Here is a 19260-nt window from a genome sequence, read left to right as displayed (position 1 = left end):
GGCTTTCCGACGCGGCGGCACGGTGGCAAGCGGACCAAGGCGGTGCAGGGGGTGCTGGGCTCGTCCAGCACATATGGCGACAGGCCGCGCTGCGTACGCTGCAGCGCGGCCTGTTCCCGCTGACACTACTCGACACTTTCGCGGATGGAACGGCGCTGGACGGTGAAGCTGGCGGCGCCCACCGGCAGCCCACGCGACGACGAGGATCAGCCCAGCGCGAGCACCAGCGCGATGATCACCGCGATCGCGACGGCCAACGCGGCGAACATCCCCGCTCTCGGCTGGGAGGGGGAGGAGGCAGCGGCCTCAGGCCGGGGAATGGCGCCGCCGGCTTTTTCCACCATCACCTCGTAGAGCGGAAACAGGTCGGCCGCGGTGAACTCGGTCGTGTACCCGCCGCGCTCCAGGGGCTCACGAACGTCCGGCGCCTGTAGAATCCAGGCATCGAGCTCCTCCGGCGTGCCCGCCACCGTCCCGTTACGTACGGTGTGGGCGGCCATCTCGCGTGTAGCGGAGCGGACTTCGTCGGGAAAGTGGTACCGCGGCGGTCGCATGGATGATCTCTTCTCTCGGGTTCGCCCCGGCTGCGCGATGGTGGCCGGGTAATCCCGACAAGCAAGAACCCCACCGCCTAAGCGGCGGACTGCCCTCACGCCAACTCCCGCGCGACTGAGCGACGGCGGCGGGCGGACCGGCGGCGACGATGAGGCCGCCTTCCTTGCGGGTGCCGGGCCCAATGTCGATCACGACCAGCTTCTCCACACGGGTGCAGACTGGTGGTGGGGCTGTGCAGCACGTAGAACGAGTAGCCGCGCTGCGTACGCTGCAGCGCGGCCATGCTTCCCCCTGACACCCCTGAGCCGGCGAACTGCTAGCCGACGAACATCAGGTTCTCCGGCGGCTCCGTCATCCGGACGGTGTCCCCGGCTACCTGCACGATCGTATCGAAATGCGTGGCATGCGTGGTAGAAATGATCACGACGCTTTCCTTCTGCGCCGCGAGGAATTCCTTGAACCCCTGCACAGTGCCTCCGCCTTCCAGATAGCTGGCGAGGCGGCGGAACAGCTTGGGCAGGATCACGTGTTCGTCCGTGATCGATTGCAGACCCGCGACGGCGAACCCTGCGTTGGTCCGGTCGTCGGGCCAGAGGCCGCGATTCGCCTGCCGTGCGCCAGCGGCGATCGCGGTGAGCGCGGAACGAAGATCGGAGAACAACCCCTTGTAATACGTGGGATACGCCAGCCCTGAATCCAGCATCTGGGCGTTCACGCTCTGCTGCACACGCGCGACATCCAGGAAGACGCCTGCCCCATCGCTTTCCGGCGGGGTGCCCGTGAACGCGAATGCAACGGGGCGCCGGTTCTTCTCCACCTCGCGGGCGATGATGTAGCCAGGGGTTCCATCGTTCGCCTGGGCGATGGAGGTGCCCTGCGGATTCCACTGCACGCCCGTGATCCCCACCAGCGCCATCAGGTGATCCATCGCCTGTTTGGCGAAAGCAATGGGCTGGTGCACGTTTCCGTAGTGGGTCTCCAGCGTGTCGATGGCCTCCAACCGGAGCTGAACGTGGCCCCGCGCGTTGAGCTTTGCCGGGGGGCCACCCAGCAGCGCCCAGTTGGTGCTCACGTCCGCCTGGAAGCGAATCGAATCACCGTCGGGTGAATATCCCTTGACATAGAACTTGCCGCGGATCACGTGAAATGCCATGACACTGTCTCCAGGAGAGGGGAGGAGGCGAATGACGCTCAGTCCCCGATCTAGATGGACACCGTTTGGCGCTTTCCCGTGGATGGAAACCGTGCCGTATGGGCGATGCTGGCTTGCTGACGGAGGCTCGTTCCTATCCCGTTCGTTGCGCTAGCACCAGCGCGAGGTACGGGGCGGTGCGACTCGCGGGCGAGTGCGCCACGACCCCAGGCGGGCCGGCGGCGACCACGCGGCCGCCTTCCTCACCAGCGCCGGGGCCGATGTCGATCACCCAGTCGCTACCGGCGATCACGTGCATGTCGTGCTCCACCACCACGACCGTGTTGCCGGCGTCCACCAGCCCGTGCAACTGCGCCACCAGCTTCTCCACGTCGGAAGGGTGCAGGCCCGTCGTCGGCTCATCAAGCACGTAGAGCGAGTGGCCGCGCTGCGTACGCTGCAGCTCGGTGGCGAGCTTGATCCGCTGCGCCTCGCCGCCCGATAACTCCGTGGCGGGCTGACCCAGGCGCAGGTAGCCCAATCCCACCTCGCGCAGCACGTGCAGCGAGCGGCGCACGGCATCCTCGCCCGCGAAGAACTCGTAGGCAGCGTCCACCGTCATCCCCAGCACCTCGGCGATGCTGCGGCCCCGCAGACGGATCTCCAGCGTCTGCGCGTTGTAGCGTGCGCCGTGGCAGGTGGGGCACGGCGCGTAGACGCTGGGGAGAAAGAGCAGCTCCACCATCACGAACCCCTCGCCCTCGCACGTCTCGCAGCGCCCCTTGGCCACGTTGAACGAGAACCGGCCCGCGTCGTAGCGCCGCTTCTTTGCGTCCGGCGTGGCGGCGAACAGGCGGCGGACGTGGTCGAACAATCCCGTGTACGTCGCCAGGTTGCTGCGCGGCGTGCGCCCGATCGCCTTCTGGTCCACCTGCACCAGGCGGCGGATGCCCTCCATCCCGCCCGCGATCCGCCCGCCGACGGGTACGGAGGACGGCTGATCGGCATCGTCCTCCTCATCCGCCGCCGTGGGCAGCTCGTGGCCCAGGTGCGCGGCGACGAGCTCCACCAGCACCTGGCTCACCAGGCTGCTCTTGCCCGATCCGGAAACGCCGCTGACGCTGGTGAACACGCCCAGCGGAAAGCGCACATCCAGCTCGTGCAGGTTGTTGCGGGTGACGGCTTCCAGCGCCAGCCATCCCTTCGGCTCGCGAGGTGCGCGCGCGGGCGGCCGCGTGTCGCCAAAGAGGTGGCGGCGCGTCTGCGACTCCTCCACGTTCGCCAATCCTGCCGGAGGGCCGCTGTAGAGCACGCGCCCGCCCCCCTCGCCGGCCGCGGGGCCCACGTCCACGATCCAGTCGGCGTGGCGGATGACATCCATCTCGTGCTCCACCACGAAGAGCGAGTTGCCCGCGGCCAGCAGCCCGTCCAGCGCGCGGAGCAGCGCCTCGGTGTCTGCCGGGTGCAGGCCGGCGGAGGGCTCGTCCAGCACGTAGACCACGCCGAACAGGTTGGATCGCACCTGCGTGGCCAGCCGCAGCCGCTGCAGCTCGCCGGGGGAGAGCGTGGGCGTGCTGCGCTCGATGGACAGGTATCCCAAGCCAAGGTCCAGCAGCACCTCCAGCCGCGCCGCCAGGTCCTGGGCGATGCGCCGCGCCACCAGCGCCTTTTCGGGATGATCCGCATCCGCCGATCCCCCCGCCGTCCCTTGCGCGTACGGGCGGACGAGCGCGGCCAGGCGGGCCAGCGGCAGGCGCCCCAGCTCGGTGATGTCCATCCCCGCGAACGTCACCGACAGCGACGCCGGGTTCAGCCGTTTGCCGCCACACGCCGGGCAGTCGGTGCTGAGCATGTACTGCATCACCCGCCGCCGCATGGACGCGCTCTGCGTGTTGGCGAAGGTGTGCAGCACGTGCCGCCGCGCGCTGCTGAAGGTGCCCATGTAGTTGGGCTCCTCCCTGCGCTTGAGCGCCTTTCGGGTCTCCTCCGGCGTGTAGCCGGGGTAGACGGGGACGACGGGCTGCTCGTCGGTAAAGAGAATCCAGTCGCGCTGCTTCTGCGGCAGATCGCGCCAGGGGCGATCCACGTCGTAGCCTAGGGTGACGAGGATGTCGCGCTGGTTCTGCCCGCCCCACGCCTGCGGCCACGCGGCGACGGCGCGCTCGCGGATGGTGAGCGACGGGTCGGGCACCATGGACTGCTCGGTGACCGTGTAGATGCGGCCATGCCCGTGGCACTCGGGGCAGGCGCCCTCGGGGGTGTTGGGGGAGAACGCCTCGGCGTAGATGATGGGCTGGCCGGGCGGATAGTCGCCGGCGCGCGAGTACAGCATCCGCAGCAGGTTACTGAGCGTGGTGACGCTGCCGACCGACGAGCGCGTGGTGGGCGTGCCGCGCTGCTGCTGCAGGGCCACGGCGGGCGGGATGCCGTCGATCTCGTCGACGTCGGGGATGCCCATCTGGTGGAACAGCCGCCGCGCGTACGGCGCCACCGACTCCAGGTAGCGCCGCTGCGCCTCCGCGTACAGCGTGCCGAACGCGAGCGACGACTTGCCCGACCCCGACACGCCCGTGAACACCACCAGCGCGTCGCGGGGGATGTCGACGTCCACGTTCTTGAGGTTGTGCTCCCGCGCCCCCCGCACCCGCACGAACTCGTGCTGCCGCGCGCCCGCCGCTTCCGCCGTCCCGCCGTGCTTCCCTGCCTGCATGCGGTCAGGCTCGTGGCAGTGTCAGGGTGAAGGTGCTTCCCACGCCTGGGGTGCTCTCCGCCGTCAGGTCGCCTCCCATGCCGCGCGCCAGCTCGCGGCTGATCGCCAGCCCCAGCCCCACGCCCTCGTGCTGACGCGTGAGCCCCTGGTCCACCTGTACGAAGGGCTCGAAGATGCTCGCCAGCTTCTCGGCCGCGATCCCCACCCCGGTGTCGGCCACCGCGATCGCGACGTGAGCTTCGCGCTCGGCGCAGGTCACGCGCAGCTCGCCTCCGGTCTCGGTGAACTTCACCGCGTTCGTGAGCAGGTTGAGCAGCACCTGCTGAAGCTTGTCGGGGTCTGCCCGCGCCACGAGCCCGGGCGGGCATTCCCCGAGCGTAAGGGTGAGCCCGCGCGCCCGGGCCTGCGGGAGAACGAGTGCCTCCGCCCCCACGAGCGCGTCCGCCAGCGGCACCTGGGCCAAGTCGTAGCGCACGGCCCCCGCGTCCACCCGCGTGTAGTTGAGCACCTGGTTGATCAGCCCGAGCAGGTGCTTCTGGCTCGCCTGGATGCGCGCGAGGTCGGCCCGCTGCGCGTCGGTGATCGGGCCGCGGATGCCCAGCTCGAGCAGTTCGGCGTAGCCGCCGATGGCGTTGAGGGGCGTGCGCAGCTCGTGGCTCATCACCGCCAGGAACTCGCCCTTGGCGCGGTTCGCGGCCTCCGCGGCCGCCTGGGCGCGCTCGGCCGCCGCGCGCGCCTCGCGCTCGGAGGTCACGTCGGCGTTCGTGCCCACCCAGCGCACCACCCGTCCGCTGGCGTCCCGCAGCGGCACGACGCGCGTGAGGAAGGGGCGGAACTGCCCGTCGGCGCCGCGGAGCGGAAAGGTCATCTCGAACACCGCGCCGGTCGCGATGGAGGCCTGCCAGCGCGCGATCACGCCGGGGAGCGCCGCCGGATCGTGCACCGACTGCCATCCCCAGCCTTCCATCTGCTTGGGCGTGGTTCCCGTGTACTCGTACCAGCGCGCGTTGTACCAGTCGATGTAGCCGTCGGCCTGCGCCGTCCAGGCCAGCGTGGGGATCGCGTCCGCCAGCATACGGAACTGCACCTCGCTGGCCGCGAGCGCCGCCCGGGCGGCCTCGGCCTCGGCGCGGGCCCGTTCGCTCCGGGCGAGCAGCTCCTCGACCGCGCGCCGCGCTCCCACCTGCTCGGTGACCTCGACCGCCAGGTTCAGCACACCCACCACGCGTCCCTCCGCGTTGCGCACCGGCTCGAAGCGCAGGTCGAACCAGGTGTCCATCACGCCCGTGCCGTCGCGGTCGAAGCGCACCAGCGTCTCGGGCCCCACCCACGGCTCGCCGGTGGCGTACACCTGGTCGAACACCTCGTGGATGCCGCTGCCCGCCAACTCGGGAAACGCCGTGCGCGGCGTGAGGCCCGTGACGTCGCGCCCGCCGCCGCTGATCTGCTTGTACGCCTCGTTGACGAGCGTGAACCGGTGGTCCGGGCCCTCCGTCAGCGCGAGCGGCGCCGGCGTGTGCAGGACGACGGCCCGCAGCCGCTCGCGCTCGGTCGCGAGCTCCGCGACCAGGCGCGCGCGCTCGGCCGCCTCCTCACGCCCGCTGCCGTCTCCTTCGGTGGTGGTGCGTGGCACGTCTCCCCGCCGTCCGATTGGCTCTGGTCTGTGTCCCGCCGCCGGCACCTCCGGCTGGCTGCCTGGACCGCCGCCGCGACCCTATGGCATGCCCGGCCCGCTCGCGATGCGCACGAGGCGGGCCGCCGACGCTTACGGAACCCGCATCCCGAGCTGCCTTCCCGGCCCGGCTCGGGGCTTCGCTCCGATGACGGTCAGGGGGCGGAGAGGATGATCCGGAGTGCTCCACGGCTTACCTGGCCGGCGAGCTCTTCCGGGGAGTTGGAAAGGAGCACCAGCGTCAGGCCGCTGGCGGGAAGCACGTACACCCAGCCGTAGTGGTCCAGTCCAGTCTCCGCGCCGGAGTGGGTGACCAGAGGAACGCCGCTTCGTTCCGCGAGGAACCAGCCGTATCCGATGTCCGAGGCGTCGCCGGACCGGTCCACCTGCGTGCCCATGGCGCGGGCCGCCGACCCCGGCGAAACGATGCGCCCACCGCGCAGGGCACGGGTGAACGCCAGCAGGTCGTCCACGGTGCTGTACATCCCGGTGGCGCCGCGATACCCCCAGTTGGGCCGCGCGATCTCCGGCCGCGGCATGCTCCCAACCGGCGCGATGGAACTCGCGGGACCCGGCCAGAACCCGCTGTGCGCCATCCCCGCGGGGTTCAGCACCGATTGCTCCACGAACTCCTCGTAGGGGCGGCCCGACGCGATCTCCACGATCGCGGCCAGCAGCGTGAAGGCGTCGTTGCTGTAGGAGACCTCCGCACCCGGCCGCGTCTTCAGCGGAAGGGCAAGGATGGTCCGCACCGCTTCGCCGCGGTCGGTGATTCCCTCTGCGGCGTAGGCGTGGGGAAGCCCGGAACTGTGCGTGAGCAGGTGGTGGATGGTGATCTCCCGCTTGTCCGCGGGCACATCGCCCAGGAACCGCCCGATGGAATCGTTCGTCGAGAGCCGCCCTTCGTCCACGAGCTTGAGGATGGCGGACGCCGTGATGGGCTTGACCAGCGATCCGATCCAGAAGGCGTTCTCCGGAGTGATCGTCCCACCGGGTGAATAGCCCGCCCTCAGCACCGTCTCGCCCTCGCGCGCGACCAGCACCGCGCCAGAGAACCCGGAACGGGCCGCCGCCTGGAAATGTGCATCGAGCCTCGTCCGGAGGTCGGTGGCCGGCGCCGGTTCCACGCGGGACGCCACGTCCGCCGCGGGTGCCGAGCAGGCCGTGACCGCCAGCGCGCAGGCGAGGGTGATGAGGGAGAGACGCCGCATGCTTTCACTCCAGGAGGAAGCTCGAACCAAAGGACGCCCAAGATGCCGGGATTAGGCGTGGCGACAACCGGTGTGCACCAACTTCAGGTAGCGCCGCTGCGCCTCCGTGCACGGGGCTGCCGTACGCGAGCGACGACTTGCCCGACCGTTTCCCGCGTTGCCACCGTTGCCGCTGGCCAGCGCTCGTCCCCTGGTGCGTGCCTACGTGCCGCAGAAGGTCTGGGCCACCCGCTCGTGCGCCGCCGGAGGTTCCATGTAGTGCGCGTAGGCCGGCTGCGAGTCGTACGGCTTGGCCAGGACCGTCAGCAACTCCTCGAAGGGAGCGAAGTCGTCCCGGTCGACGGCCGCCCGGATCACTGCCTCTATGCGATGGTTGCGCGGGATGAAGGCGGGGTTCACGGCCAGCATGGCTTCGCGGCGCGCGGCGGCGTCGACCGGCTCCTCCCCCAGCCGCTGCCGCCACCGGGGCGCCCATGCGTCGTATGCGGCGGGGTCGTTGAAAAGGCTCCGCACCTCCGCATCTGCCGCCTCATCCGCCGCCGCCTCGCTCAGCCGGCGGAAGGTGAGTGTAAAGTCAGCGAGGTTCGCCGCCATCGCCGTCAGCAGATCCTCCGCGAGCGCGGCGTCACCTTCGCGTTCGGTGAAGAGGCCGAGCTTGCGCCGCAGGCCGCCCTGGTAGGCCCGCTCGAACGCCGGGCCGAATGCCTCCAGCGCCTGGATGGCATCCGCGGCCGCGGCGTCGGCATCGTCCCCCAGCAGCGGCAGAAGGCACTCCGCAAGCCTCGTCAGGTTCCACTGGGCGATCGCCGGCTGGTTGGCGTAGGCGTAGCGTCCGTACATGTCGATGGCGCTGAACGCCGCCTGGGGATTGTATTCGTCCAGGAAGGCGCACGGCCCGTAGTCGATGGTTTCGCCGGCGACCGACGTGTTGTCCGTGTTCATCACGCCATGGACGAAGCCCACCAGCAGCCACCGGGCGATGAGTTCGGCCTGCGCGCGGACCACCGCCTCGAGCAGCGCGAGGCGGGGGCGCTCGGCCTCGGCGGCGTGCGGATAGTGCCGCGCGATGACGTGGTCCGCCAGCGTGCGTACGCCCTCCACGTCGCCACGGCTGGCGAAGAACTGAAAGGTGCCCACCCGGATGTGGCTGGATGCCACCCGCGTCAGCACCGCGCCCGGAAGCATCGTCTCCCGGATCACCCGTTCCCCCGTGGTCACCGCGGCCAGTGCGCGGGTGGTGGGGATGCCCAGCGCCTGCATGGCCTCGCTGACCAGGTACTCGCGCAGCACCGGGCCCAGCGCCGCCCGTCCGTCGCCGCGGCGCGAGTAGGGGGTGGGGCCCGCGCCCTTGAGCTGCACGTCGCGCCGGGTGCCGCCCCGGTCGATGACCTCGCCCAGCAGGATGGCGCGGCCGTCGCCCAGCTGCGGAACGAAGCCGCCGAACTGGTGCCCGGCGTACGCGGTGGCGATGGGCGTGGCGGTGTCGGGAACGCGGTTCCCCGCCAGCACGGCCACGCCTTCGTCACTGGCGAGCCAGTCCGGGTCGATGCCCAGCTCCGTCGCTAGCGGCGCGTTCACCCGGATCAGCCGGGGTGCCTTCACCGGCGTGGGCGTGACCCGGGCGAAGAACCGGTCCGGGAGCCGCGCGTAGGCGCTGTCGAAAGCGGGTTGAGCCATGCGAGGAGCGTTGCGATTCGGGTGCCGGGCTCACACCGCTCGATTCCCATCGGACGGTGCGGAATGCCGGGTTCCCTCGCACAAGCCACGCCTAACGTGATGCACGGCGCGCGGTTCCGCCTCCTCGCCGTTCTATTCCCTATTTCCCAACGCGGAGTAGACCAGCTCCTGGAACGTCGCCTCCAGCGGAACGCGGCTTCCGGGGGAGAGCTGCGTCCAGACCATGGCGATCAGGTCGTTTTCCGGGTCCACCCAGAAATACGTTCCCAGGTACCCCGACCAGCGGAAGATGCCGACGGGTCCCGGCCGCGTCGCCCGCGCGGTGTCTACCTTGACGGCCACCCCCAGCCCGAAGCCGTACGTAGGGTCGCGCAGCACGCCGCTCGGCACTGGGGTCAGTTCCGGCGGCAGGGTGTTGTGGGTCATCAGCGCGACGGTCTCCGGCCGCAGGATGCGCGTTCCGCCAAAGACGCCGCCGTCCAGGAGCATCTGCGTGAACCGGAGCATGTCGTCGGGCGTGGAAAGCAGGCCGCCGCTCCCCCAGAAGAAGCGCGCCTCCGGCTCGAACATCGCCATGAGCCCGTCGCCGCGGACGGGCTGCAGCGTGCCGTCTGGGCCGGTGGTGTACACGGTCGCGAGGCGGTCCCGCATCTCCGGGCGGATGCGGAAGCCGGTGTCGCGCATGCCCAGCGGCCGAAAGAGCTGCTCATCCAGAAAGCGGTCGAGCGTCTGCCCCGAGGCGACCTCGATCACCCGTCCCGCGACGTCGAGGCCGGAGCCGTAGCTCCACTGCGTTCCCGGCGAAAAGAGCAGGGGAATGCGTGCGAGGCTGTCGGCGAACTCCTCGAGCGTGCGGCCCGCATCGTACAGCTTTGCCCGGCTGAAGATGGTATCGACGGGCCCGGGCGTCAGTCCGTAGGGCAGGCCGGAGGTATGGTTCAGGAGCTGGCGGATGGTGATCGGCGAGTCGGGCGCGCGGAGGATCGGGGCATCCGCCGTTCCCCCGGCGAACACCTTCACGTCCGCGAACGACGGGATGTACTTCGACACCGGATCATCGAGCCCCACCCTGCCCTGGTCCACGAGGCGGAGGACACCGACGGCGACCACCGGCTTGGTCATGGAGTAGATGCGGAAGATCGCGTCGGGGCGCATGGGCCTGTCGCGAGCCACGTCCATCCGGCCAAAAGTCCGCTCGTAGCGGATGCGGCCGTGGCGGGCGATCACGGCATAGATGCCGCTCACCTTCCCCGAGTCGACGAACGCCTGGAGAGCGGGGTCGATCCGGTCGAGCGCCGCCTGCGAGAAACCGAGCGTTTCGGCGCGCGCCATGGGGAGCGCGGGCGTTCTGCTCGCGGCGCAGGAGGCGAGCGCGCCCACGCACGCGATCACCACAGCCGTCCTCAGAAGCCGGTTGGCGATGCCTCGGCGCGAATTCGGTTCTTGTGTCACTCGTCGTGCGCCTCGACGCGGATGGCTTTCTGTTTCCCCCTACTCACCCCAACTCCTGCTCGAACTCATACCTGCCGCGGATGATCCGCCCGTCCGCCATGCCCCCCGTTCTTTCCTGCCTTCATCCACCCATTCGCCCATTGTGTTCTGGTCATGAGGAGTGCGAAAACCGGACAAGTGATTAGTCTTGCCGCCTGTCTACCTTCTGCCGAATCAACTCTGCCAGCTTCGCCGGTGTGAGTACTCGCAAATCCAAATATCCAACTGTGGACGGAAGACCAGGGATCTCAGTGTCATCAAAGCGGACAGGTAGAACGCGCTCCTGCCCAGTGCTGATCTGACTTGCCAGGGCGAATTGCTTCTCATGACGAGGCCAGGCTTTCGCCGCGTACGCTCTCGACAAGAAGAGCACGACGAACCGGGCGTCCGATCCGTAGACCTTGCCCAGGTGCTCGGCCAAGTCTTTGCCCCAGAGCTCGACCTCCTCAAAATGATCATAGAAGACAGTCACGCCCAAGTTCCGAAGTTCTTCCGCTACTTCCTCCACGTAGTCTCTGTTTTCTCCAGCGAAAGAGAGAGCTACATCATAGGTGCGTCTCGCTGTCTCTCGTGTTCTCGCCCTCTCTTCAGTTTGTTCTCGACGAGACGGTGCTGTTGGTTTCGGCGCTTGCTCTGGCGTTCTCACTTTGAACCCAAGCGAACTGAGATCGTCCGCCGTCTGCTCCAACTCACGTCGTCGCTGAGCAACACGGTTGCGGGCAGCCGCCTCCACCGAGGAGTTATACGCTTCAACCTGACTATTCACCCATGGAAGCCATTCCTTTACTCGGGCAAGTTCTTCCTCGAACGACCGCTTCGTGCTGGCAACGTCGCGATCTGGTTGTTGAACAGGGAAGCGCAGTTCTCCAGGCGCGATGACTGCTTGTGGCGGATTGAACGTGAATCGGCTGGGCAGGCACTGCAGCAGCTTTTTCTCTCCCCGAAAGGGGACGTGGTATGTTACCTCGATGCCATCAACGTAGGCCGGACGACTGCGGTCAAACACGGCGCGCCGAAAGTCTTGGCTAACATCTACTTTTACATCACGCGACGACACCGAGATGTCGTCCTCAACCAACTCAAGTGGGGCGACGACCAGTTCAGATGCGATGTCCGCGGCCAGCATCTCGTCTGACTCGGCTCCGAAACGGCGCTTATCGAGCTTAATAACTCGATCACTAACCGAGCGTAGCAGTTCCTCCAGCATAGCCCGAAGGTCGTACTTAGAAAAAAGGAGATCTGGTTCTCTCACGGTCAGGTAGAGTGAAGGTGAGTCGCTACTGAGGATCAGCGGCACGGCGAAGTCGCTCCGCTAATTTGCGCAACGCATCAGACCGACTTTCCAGTCCCTCAGCCAGTTGAATGAGGCTGTCTGTCCTTGGCGAGCGCGCGCCGATGATCCAGGCGTGCAACGCCGCGTAGCTCAACCCCGCATCGCGCGCGAGCTGAGCCTGCGAAATCCCGCTTTCCTCAACCACGCGCCGGATCAGCGCTTGGGAATCCTCTTCTGAGCTGTTCAGGGTGCACTCCTCCGCGTAACTAATAGACCTTGACGTGCTTCGTCAAGTAAATTAGGTTACACACAGACGCGAGTAGCGCTGTGCGAGCGCCCAAGGTAGGCGGAGGAACAGCAGAGGCGCAACGAAGCGCGGAGAATGATTGCCACGCTCAGGAGAAGAGGAAAAGCCATGAGAGAGACGAATGCCTCACCCGCGCGCCTGCTGGAGATGCTGTCGGACCGCTTCGGCGCTCTGGAAGCCGTCGCGTACTCCTCGATCAAGCTCTCCCGCTACGTCTCCGAGTGCGAGATGTCGATGGATCTGCTGGTCGCGGAGGCGGTGCTGGAGTTCGGCGACGACCTGCGCGAGGCGTGCAAGGCGATGGGAGGTGGATAAACACGCACGTCTTTCAGAGCTGGACGAGAGCGGGACAGCGCGGATGCGGTCCGCCCGAATGTGAACGCCCCATCGGCGCGTTTAGGGGAAGGCTATTGGAACGCTTCCGCGCCAGTAGCGTCGCGTACTCCTCGGCCCGAGCACTCCGCTACGTCTTCACCACGAGCTGGCGATGCTGGTCGCAGATCAGCTAGTGTTGAGATTTCAGACGATCTGCGGAATCAACAGCAACATCAGCGCGTGAGAGGATCCTCACCACGCGATCAATACCCAAAGCGGATAAAGTGACTACAGAAGGTACCGAGAACGTGGGGAGGGATGCCCTCGACCAAAACTTCGGCATTTACTCCCCTAATCGAGGTGCTCTGCTCTTGGGCCCACTCCCTAAATCGCATTACACTTAGCTCTGAACAATGGATCATAATCAGATATTTGCTATCAACTTGAGAAAGCACCATGAGAGTTGTGCTCCAGTGGTCTGAGCGGATTACACTCCACTGAACGTCCGTGCGGGCGGCCAATCCAGATGCCAATTCGATGATGTCATTCGTCGTGCCTGCTCGAGGGTATAGAAATACGTGGTTGCTGTCGGTCAGTTTCTCGACAGCGAGCGCCCGGATCTCGGCATCCGCGTGTGATTCCCTGTCATCTTGAGGAGGAGCCAGATCACTGAACACGTCGTGCAACGCGGCGGATATTGCTACGCGCCCACTGAGCAGTGGATGCGCAACCAGTTCTGGGATGGCGCCACCTTTCACTCTAACGATGAGTTCATCGGAAGTGGTTGCTGAATGGTTAGGAGCATAAGGTCGAATTATGATAACATGATCGGCATCTTCTTCGTATTCGCGGTCGATCGGAAGTTTCAGTAGGCGCTCAGGTAAGAATACATGAATGTAAAATATAGTCTGTGGTCCCATTTCTTCGAGGTAATGAAAACACCAAAGTAGAAGGTTCTTAGGATCTTCTTCGTCAAACGCACGATTAAGTAAGGGAAATTCATCTGGGACGTAATGGATCTGCGCTTCTCTCTCCAGGGCCCAGTCCCATGCTTCGTCGTGCGCTTCTGGAACAAGATTGAGAGCGAAGCTGAATCCATTTAGCTGGAGTTGTTTGCGCTCGCGTTCCAAGGCGTCGACGACACTCTGAATCTCCCGGCGGAAAACAATAGGATACTCATCACTTCCATACACCGTCAGGTTGCAGCACGCGTCTATCTCCTTCAGCAGAATAGCCCACGCATCCGCATATTCGACCGATCTTTCCGGAAAGGGGTGCGTCTCATGTTTGTCCCGTAATTTCTCCTCTATTTCCTTCAAGTAGGGCTCTTGTGCAAGGCGTTCTGAAATACGCTGAAACCGACGATTAGGGCTATCATTGGTCATTGCTGCCGCGACCGTGGCTGTACCGTGCGAAAGGAACTCGGGAAACACGTTCCAAATAGTGGTATTCAGTGCTGCTTCAGCCAACAACAAACCCACCGCACTTGGAGTAAGGATGCTAATAGCAGCATCATTTACTGCAGTCCGGAACGCTGCGCAGGCAGAGCGGTAGAAGTTGTTCATTCCACCGACGTAAGCCTCGGCAGCGTCCTGAGATATCGTTAGGCGAATCCACTCATATTGGCGAAAAGTTGCTGCACCCTCGTGAACGAAGAGACTTTCCCGTTCGGCGACATCCAGTAAGTCGCGAGCAATGCCGTTTAAATGTGGCGGAACGGCGGTGTGCTCGTGAGCAACGAAGTACAGGGTTTGCTGTACAAACCCGAACGTTGTGCTTCCAAAGAGATAGCGATGGGTGTTTTCGTGGATCACAGTTGACTCAAGCGTTGCCTCCTGTGACATCCCAGGAAGCATGATCTCAACCCGCCCGCCTGGTGAATACCGACCGCGCGTACGCCGCTGTTCCGCATCGTAGATCTTACCACGTATGGATTCCGGGATTTCAGGAAGGTCTCTCATCGTCCTTGCATGTTGGGGTTAGTAATCAAGCTGGGGGTCTGGGTACGCTGTTTTCGCAGAGAGTCGGCGATCTGTTGGGGGCATCTGAAGCAGGCGGCCACATCAAGGCATCCGCCGCGTCCCCCCATACCGCCGATGCGCGCGTCACTCAGGCCCGACTCACCTCGTAGTGGGCGCCGGCTCTTAGCCAAAGCTGCCTGCCGTCCCACAGCATCCGCTACCCAGGACCGTAACTCCGGCCGCTCCACCTTCGGACAGCAACATGGCGTGTGCGCGCCATGCGGCCAATCTATCATCCCCGATCCGCTCCGGCGACACGCCGATGTCGCGCCCGCCACCGAGCGCCGATACGGCCCGCTCGGGCGCGCGGGCGGCCGGTTGGGCGAACGACGCTTGAGCACGGCGCGGGGACACGCCACCGTTGGCGCACGTGGCCGTTCCGATCCCCGCACCCGTTGAGACCGATGATGAATTCTCTCAGCCGTCTTCTGATCCCCCTCCTGCTCACGCCCGCGCTGGCGTCCGCCGCCCCTGCGCAGGAGCGCCCCGAACTCGCAGGCAACTGGCTGGTGCGCGTGGCCGGCCCGCAGCCGTTGACGACCGTGCTGTCGCTGGACGACCGCGGCGGCGTGCTCACGCCCCGCGCCTTCTCTTGGCAGCAGATCGTCGTGCCCACCTCCGCCGTACGGACGGACTCGGGGCTCGTGGTCGCCATGACGGCGAGGGGAGTCGAGTCCGTGCTGGACGTGGCCGTGCGAGGCGATTCCCTGCGCGGCAGCTGGCGCGCCGCTGGCCAGGCGCCCCGCTCCGTGTCCGGCATGCGCCTGCCGCGAGAGACGCTGGCCCCGTTGCCCGGAACGGCGGTGTTCGACAGTGTTGTGGGGGTGCTGCAGCGGCACTTCTTCGATCCCGGGTACAACGGCGCCGACTGGACCCGCCTGGTAGCCGAGGCGCGCCCCCGCGTCGCTGCCGCCGGCTCCGACGGCGAGTCGTAGTCGGCGGAACCTGCCCCGTGGTCAGGGAGCGGTGGCGCCGACCACCAGGGGACGGGCCGCCGTGCGCAGGTCAGCCGACTCGTTGGTATCCACCAAACCGTAGACGGAATAGGTGCCGGGGGGTACCGGGCGCCCCGTGTTGTCGCGTAGATCCCAACGGTCGGTAAAGCGCATCGTGCCGCCGGGCGGCACAGTGCGCTCTATGAGCACCAGCGGGATCTCCTCAATGGCGTGCAGCCGGTTCCACACCACGCGGCCGCCGCGGCCGGTGACCACGAGGTCGAACGTCGTAGCGCTATCCCCCGTCCCCAGCGCGGCAGGCGCGCGCCCCACGTTGCGGACCACCAGCTCCAGCGGCACCGGCCGCCCCTGGACCACCGGCGGATTGTGGAGCTCCACCCGTAACGGCGCGGGTGGCGTCGCGGGCGCCCCGGCAACCGCGGCGATCTCCACCGCGGCCGCGGGCTCGTGGTCCTCCACCGCACCGCAGCTCAGGCAGGCAAGCGCCATCACTCCCCAGCAGCTCGGCGGGATACGCACTGTCATTGCAGGATCAGGTGGAGAGGCGGACCGCTCTGCCGGGGAGCGGCCCTCGAGGGCTCAGTAGGTACGCAGGTCTCCGGCCTGCGCTCCGGTGGCGTTCAGGTACGTGCGGATCTGGCTCATGGGGTTCATCCAGAAGCCACCATCCGCCTTGGCGTACACCATCCCCACCAGCAACACGCCCTGGTTGGCGCCGTACCAGCGCAGCACGGGTGCGCCGCTGTCGCCGTGATCCGCGCCGGCCTGAACCCAGGTGGCGCAAGAGTAGGTGCTCGTGTCGTAGCACACCTTCTTGGCGTACCCCGCCGTCCAGCCGGTGGTGGCGCCCACCTTTTCGAAAACGTAGTTGTACCGCGGCGCCCCCTCGCCGGTGATGCGGAACCAGGGCTCGGTCGTAGAGACCAGCGTATCGCCCTTTACCGCGTAACGGCCACGCGGGTGCGCTACGTACCCGAGGTACACGTTGGTTCCCGACACCGCGCGCCCCAGCGCCAAGTCCGCAATCCGTCGGCTCCAGGTGCGGCGGTACGAGTCTACGTACTCGCGCGCTACCTCGGCGTGGGACCAGCTGGGCTGGTAGAACGGCGAGTTGTCGTTGTACTCCTCCGTGAGCGTGCAATGCGAGTTGGTGGCGATGGCGGCCACCCCCTTGTAGATGGCGGCAAAGCCCAGCGTGCACGCGGACGGCTTGCCGTAATTGCGGATGCGCATGGCCCCCCCCAGCCCGGGGAACTTGGCTCCGAGCGAGTACGTGCCCGTATTCCCCGGCCGCACGATCGAGTAGCTGGGATCCCCCGGAGTGATGATGTAGGAGGGGTCGGTGGGCTCCACGGGGCATTCGGTGGTGCAGGGTTCCGGGTCGGGCGCCGGGCAGCTGGACGGATCGATCGCGCACGGGTCCGTTTCGCAACTGGCGGGATCGACGGTGCACGGATCGCAGCTTTCGCTCTGCACGGGGCAAATGACATCGGTGAGCGCGACCAGGATGGCGTCATCCGGAATCCCGAGGGATGCCGCCGTGCGCATTACGTGCGCGCGGACGGACTCGCCGCGCTTCCGGTCTACGCCCACCTCCAGGACGTTGTCCGGCTCGTTGAGCCCGTTGTAGACCACACCCGGCACCTTGAGCACAGGCTCGGTCAGTCGGTTGCGCCAGTCCGCCAGCTGCGTGAACTCGAACTTCGCCGCGTGCACGATGATCTGCGGGTTTGCGGCCGGCCCCTCGGCGGCGGCGCCCCTGGCCTCGCGGCGCGACTCCGCCAGATCCTGCGCCACGGCCGCACGCGCCAGCCCTTCGTTGGCCATGTCGCGCACATAAACGTGCAGGTTGCCGCCCTCGTCGAAGTAGAACCCGCCGAACCCGGGCACCTCGCGCGACAGCGCGGCAGATCGCGCCTCACTGGATCGGAAGCGCTCGTCCTGAATCACGCTGGTAGCGGGGTTGGCGCTCTGCAGCAGCGCCGTCGTTTCGGTGGGTACGGCTGCCATGGGCGTGTCTGCCTGGTCGCGGCAGGCACCGGCCAAGGGCAGGAGCAGCGCGAGCAGGTGCACGCTGCTGCGGCTTGCGATGGGGTGCATGTGCATGTCTTTCAGGGAGAGTGTAGATGATGGTGGGACGGAGTGCTGTGAGGACTGTGTGCTGCTCCTTTGCTGCCGACGTGGGCAGGGATGGGGAGGAACAAATGAGTTCTATGCCTCAGAGCATGAAATTGTTCCCGACATAAATCGCAGAACCCGCATGTGGTCGTATCCGACCCGCCCCGGGCAACGTGGCGCATGTCGGCGCGCGCGAGACCGCAGCACGTTCTCGCCGCAGCGTCCCACCCCGCACCTTCGACAGCGCCTGCCGAATGGGCGCTATGCGGCCAATCTGTCATCCCCGGTCCGCCCCACCCACCAGAGATGATTCCCCTGCCACCCGGCGCCGATACGGCCCGGTCGGGCGCGCGGGTGGCCGGTTGGGCGAACGACGCTTGAGCCCGGCGCGGGGACACGCCACCGTTGGCGCACGTGGCTGTTCCAATCCCCGCAACCGTTGCCATCGATGATACATTCTCTCAGCCGTTTTCTGATTCCCCTCCTGCTCACGCCCGCGCTGGCGTCCGCCGCCCCTGCGCAGGAGCGCCCCGAACTCGCAGGCAACTGGCTGGTGCGCGTGGCCGGTCCGCGGCCGTTGACGACCGTGCTGTCGCTGGACGAGCGCGGCGGTGTGCTCACTCCCCGCGCCTTCTCCTGGCAGCAGATCGTCGTGCCCACCTCCGCCACGCGGACGGACTCGGGGCTCGTGGCCGCCGTGGCGCTGAGGGGAGTCGAGTACGAGCTGGACGTAGCGGTGCGAGGCGATTCCCTCCGCGGCAGCTGGCGCGCCGCTGGCCAGGCGCCCCGCTCCGCGTCCGGCGTGCGGCTGCCGCGGGAGGCGCTGGCCCCGTTGACCGGGACGGCGGTGTTCGACAGTGTTGTGGGCGTGCTGCAACGGCACTTCTTCGATCCCGGGTACAACGGTGCCGACTGGGCGCGGCTGGTGGCCGAGGCACGCGCACGCGTCGCCGCCGCCGGCTCCGACGGCGAGGCGTACGCGGTCATCAGCGGGCTCCTTCGTGCGGTGGGTACCTCGCACCTGGGCTTCACCCCCGTCGTGCGCCTTGCGGCGCCGCCGTCGGCGAACACTGCGGCCCCGCCGGCCCCCGCCGCGCCCGTCCCGTCCGTGAGCTGGCAGGTGCTGTCGCCTTCGATGGGGTACCTGCGCATCGCGAGCTTCAGCCCGTCGGGCGCGGCGCTGATGCCCGAGGTGATGCGGATGGACAGCGCCTTCGCGGCGATGGCGGGGCTGCCGGCCATCGTCATCGACCTGCGCGGAAACGAGGGCGGCTCGGTAGACCTGGCCTACCGGCTGGGGCAGCACCTGAGCGCCAGGCCCGTGCCCGCAGGCTACTTCGTCGTTCGCCGCGGCTACGACAGCCGGGGCATGCGATCGGCGGCCGCGCTGGACCCGGCGACGATCCCTCCGCTGCCCAGCGACGGCTCCGTGAGCGGCGCCATGCTGACGGGCGCGGTGGATGCCGCCGGGGGCGCGGCCATGCTGTACATCGGCGGCGGCATCGCGCGGCCGTACACGGGGCGCATCGCCATCCTCACCGACCAGAATACCGGGAGCGCCGCGGAGGCCGTGGCCGCCATCCTCAAGGAATCGCGTGGAGCCGTCATCATCGGCGAGCGCACCGCGGGCGCCATGCTCTCGGCGGTGGACGTGACGGTGGCGCCCGGATGGCGGCTTCGGTATCCCGCGATGGACTTTCGCACCGCCGCCGGCGTCCGCGTAGAAGGGAATGGCGTGGCGGCGGACGTGCCCGTTCCCCCCGCAGACCGCGCCGCGCTGCTCCGCGCCGCTGCCCAGGCCCTGCGCGTTCCCGCACCCTGA

General features: G+C 67.2%; 15 protein-coding genes. 3 read left to right on the top strand and 12 right to left on the bottom strand.

Going from position 1 to position 19260, the window contains the following annotated elements; all coding sequences use genetic code 11:
- Positions 1 to 206 precede the first annotated feature (206 nt).
- The 9 genes from VGB24_RS13870 to VGB24_RS25480 all read right to left on the bottom strand — a co-directional run bounded on the left by VGB24_RS13870 (position 207) and on the right by VGB24_RS25480 (position 11926).
- Positions 207 to 554, bottom strand: a complete 348-nt coding sequence (locus VGB24_RS13870) for a hypothetical protein (RefSeq protein WP_331073543.1) — start codon at positions 552 to 554, stop codon at positions 207 to 209.
- A gap of 317 nt (positions 555 to 871) precedes the next feature.
- The gene (locus VGB24_RS13865) at positions 872 to 1708 is read right to left on the bottom strand and encodes a thermonuclease family protein (RefSeq protein WP_331073542.1); all 837 of its coding nucleotides are present in this window, start codon (positions 1706 to 1708) and stop codon (positions 872 to 874) included.
- A 133-nt stretch (positions 1709 to 1841) separates the two neighbouring features.
- Positions 1842 to 4397 carry an excinuclease ABC subunit UvrA gene (locus VGB24_RS13860; protein WP_331073541.1) on the bottom strand — a complete coding sequence of 852 codons (2556 nt, stop codon included), beginning with the start codon at positions 4395 to 4397 and terminating at the stop codon, positions 1842 to 1844.
- Between the two features lie 4 nt (positions 4398 to 4401).
- Positions 4402 to 6030, bottom strand: coding sequence for a sensor histidine kinase (locus VGB24_RS13855; RefSeq protein ID WP_331073540.1), 1629 nt, complete (start codon positions 6028 to 6030; stop codon positions 4402 to 4404).
- Between the two features lie 194 nt (positions 6031 to 6224).
- Positions 6225 to 7280: a serine hydrolase domain-containing protein gene (locus VGB24_RS13850; protein ID WP_331073539.1), complete on the bottom strand. Its 1056-nt coding sequence runs from the start codon at positions 7278 to 7280 to the stop codon at positions 6225 to 6227.
- 201 nt (positions 7281 to 7481) lie between these two features.
- Positions 7482 to 8957, bottom strand: coding sequence for a protein adenylyltransferase SelO (locus tag VGB24_RS13845; protein WP_331073538.1), 1476 nt, complete (start codon positions 8955 to 8957; stop codon positions 7482 to 7484).
- 132 nt (positions 8958 to 9089) lie between these two features.
- Positions 9090 to 10289, bottom strand: coding sequence for a serine hydrolase domain-containing protein (locus VGB24_RS13840; RefSeq protein ID WP_331073537.1), 1200 nt, complete (start codon positions 10287 to 10289; stop codon positions 9090 to 9092).
- 301 nt (positions 10290 to 10590) lie between these two features.
- Entirely contained in the window at positions 10591 to 11745 is a 1155-nt protein-coding gene (locus VGB24_RS13835; protein WP_331073536.1) for a toll/interleukin-1 receptor domain-containing protein, read from the bottom strand.
- Positions 11726 to 11926 (bottom strand): helix-turn-helix domain-containing protein, encoded by a 201-nt coding sequence (locus VGB24_RS25480; RefSeq protein ID WP_414676728.1) that lies wholly within the window; start codon positions 11924 to 11926, stop codon positions 11726 to 11728. Before VGB24_RS25480 ends, VGB24_RS13835 begins: the two co-directional genes overlap by 20 nt.
- Positions 11927 to 12136: 210 nt before the next feature.
- Between VGB24_RS25480 and VGB24_RS13830 the strand changes: the two genes are divergently transcribed.
- Positions 12137 to 12343 (top strand): hypothetical protein, encoded by a 207-nt coding sequence (locus VGB24_RS13830; protein WP_331073535.1) that lies wholly within the window; start codon positions 12137 to 12139, stop codon positions 12341 to 12343.
- Between the two features lie 263 nt (positions 12344 to 12606).
- Here the strand turns inward: VGB24_RS13830 and VGB24_RS13825 are convergent, their stop codons facing one another.
- Positions 12607 to 14304: a hypothetical protein gene (locus tag VGB24_RS13825; protein WP_331073534.1), complete on the bottom strand. Its 1698-nt coding sequence runs from the start codon at positions 14302 to 14304 to the stop codon at positions 12607 to 12609.
- A 464-nt stretch (positions 14305 to 14768) separates the two neighbouring features.
- Here VGB24_RS13825 and VGB24_RS13820 point away from each other — a divergent pair, with 464 nt between their 5' ends.
- On the top strand, positions 14769 to 15299 hold the full coding sequence (locus tag VGB24_RS13820; RefSeq protein WP_331073533.1) for a hypothetical protein: 531 nt from the start codon (positions 14769 to 14771) through the stop codon (positions 15297 to 15299).
- Between the two features lie 21 nt (positions 15300 to 15320).
- Here the strand turns inward: VGB24_RS13820 and VGB24_RS13815 are convergent, their stop codons facing one another.
- Positions 15321 to 15845: a hypothetical protein gene (locus VGB24_RS13815; protein ID WP_331073532.1), complete on the bottom strand. Its 525-nt coding sequence runs from the start codon at positions 15843 to 15845 to the stop codon at positions 15321 to 15323.
- Between the two features lie 54 nt (positions 15846 to 15899).
- On the bottom strand, positions 15900 to 17420 hold the full coding sequence (locus VGB24_RS13810; RefSeq protein ID WP_331073531.1) for a hypothetical protein: 1521 nt from the start codon (positions 17418 to 17420) through the stop codon (positions 15900 to 15902).
- Between the two features lie 466 nt (positions 17421 to 17886).
- On the opposite strand from VGB24_RS13810, the gene VGB24_RS13805 reads away from it, so the two are divergent.
- Positions 17887 to 19260 carry a S41 family peptidase gene (locus tag VGB24_RS13805; protein WP_331073530.1) on the top strand — a complete coding sequence of 458 codons (1374 nt, stop codon included), beginning with the start codon at positions 17887 to 17889 and terminating at the stop codon, positions 19258 to 19260.

This window comes from Longimicrobium sp. (genome assembly GCF_036399935.1).
Lineage (GTDB): Bacteria > Gemmatimonadota > Gemmatimonadetes > Longimicrobiales > Longimicrobiaceae > Longimicrobium.
The sequence above is the reverse complement of the archived record's forward strand: the minus strand, read 5'-3'. Positions and strand labels throughout refer to the sequence as shown.

Coding starts and splice junctions, on each gene's coding strand:
- VGB24_RS13870 (WP_331073543.1), bottom strand. CDS start 554: ATGCGACCGCCGCGGTACCACTTTCCCGACGAAGTCCGCTCCGCTACA.
- VGB24_RS13865 (WP_331073542.1), bottom strand. CDS start 1,708: ATGGCATTTCACGTGATCCGCGGCAAGTTCTATGTCAAGGGATATTCA.
- VGB24_RS13860 (WP_331073541.1), bottom strand. CDS start 4,397: ATGCAGGCAGGGAAGCACGGCGGGACGGCGGAAGCGGCGGGCGCGCGG.
- VGB24_RS13850 (WP_331073539.1), bottom strand. CDS start 7,280: ATGCGGCGTCTCTCCCTCATCACCCTCGCCTGCGCGCTGGCGGTCACG.
- VGB24_RS13845 (WP_331073538.1), bottom strand. CDS start 8,957: ATGGCTCAACCCGCTTTCGACAGCGCCTACGCGCGGCTCCCGGACCGG.
- VGB24_RS13840 (WP_331073537.1), bottom strand. CDS start 10,289: ATGGCGCGCGCCGAAACGCTCGGTTTCTCGCAGGCGGCGCTCGACCGG.
- VGB24_RS13830 (WP_331073535.1), top strand. CDS start 12,137: ATGAGAGAGACGAATGCCTCACCCGCGCGCCTGCTGGAGATGCTGTCG.
- VGB24_RS13825 (WP_331073534.1), bottom strand. CDS start 14,304: ATGAGAGACCTTCCTGAAATCCCGGAATCCATACGTGGTAAGATCTAC.
- VGB24_RS13820 (WP_331073533.1), top strand. CDS start 14,769: ATGATGAATTCTCTCAGCCGTCTTCTGATCCCCCTCCTGCTCACGCCC.
- VGB24_RS13815 (WP_331073532.1), bottom strand. CDS start 15,845: ATGACAGTGCGTATCCCGCCGAGCTGCTGGGGAGTGATGGCGCTTGCC.
- VGB24_RS13810 (WP_331073531.1), bottom strand. CDS start 17,420: ATGCACCCCATCGCAAGCCGCAGCAGCGTGCACCTGCTCGCGCTGCTC.
- VGB24_RS13805 (WP_331073530.1), top strand. CDS start 17,887: ATGATACATTCTCTCAGCCGTTTTCTGATTCCCCTCCTGCTCACGCCC.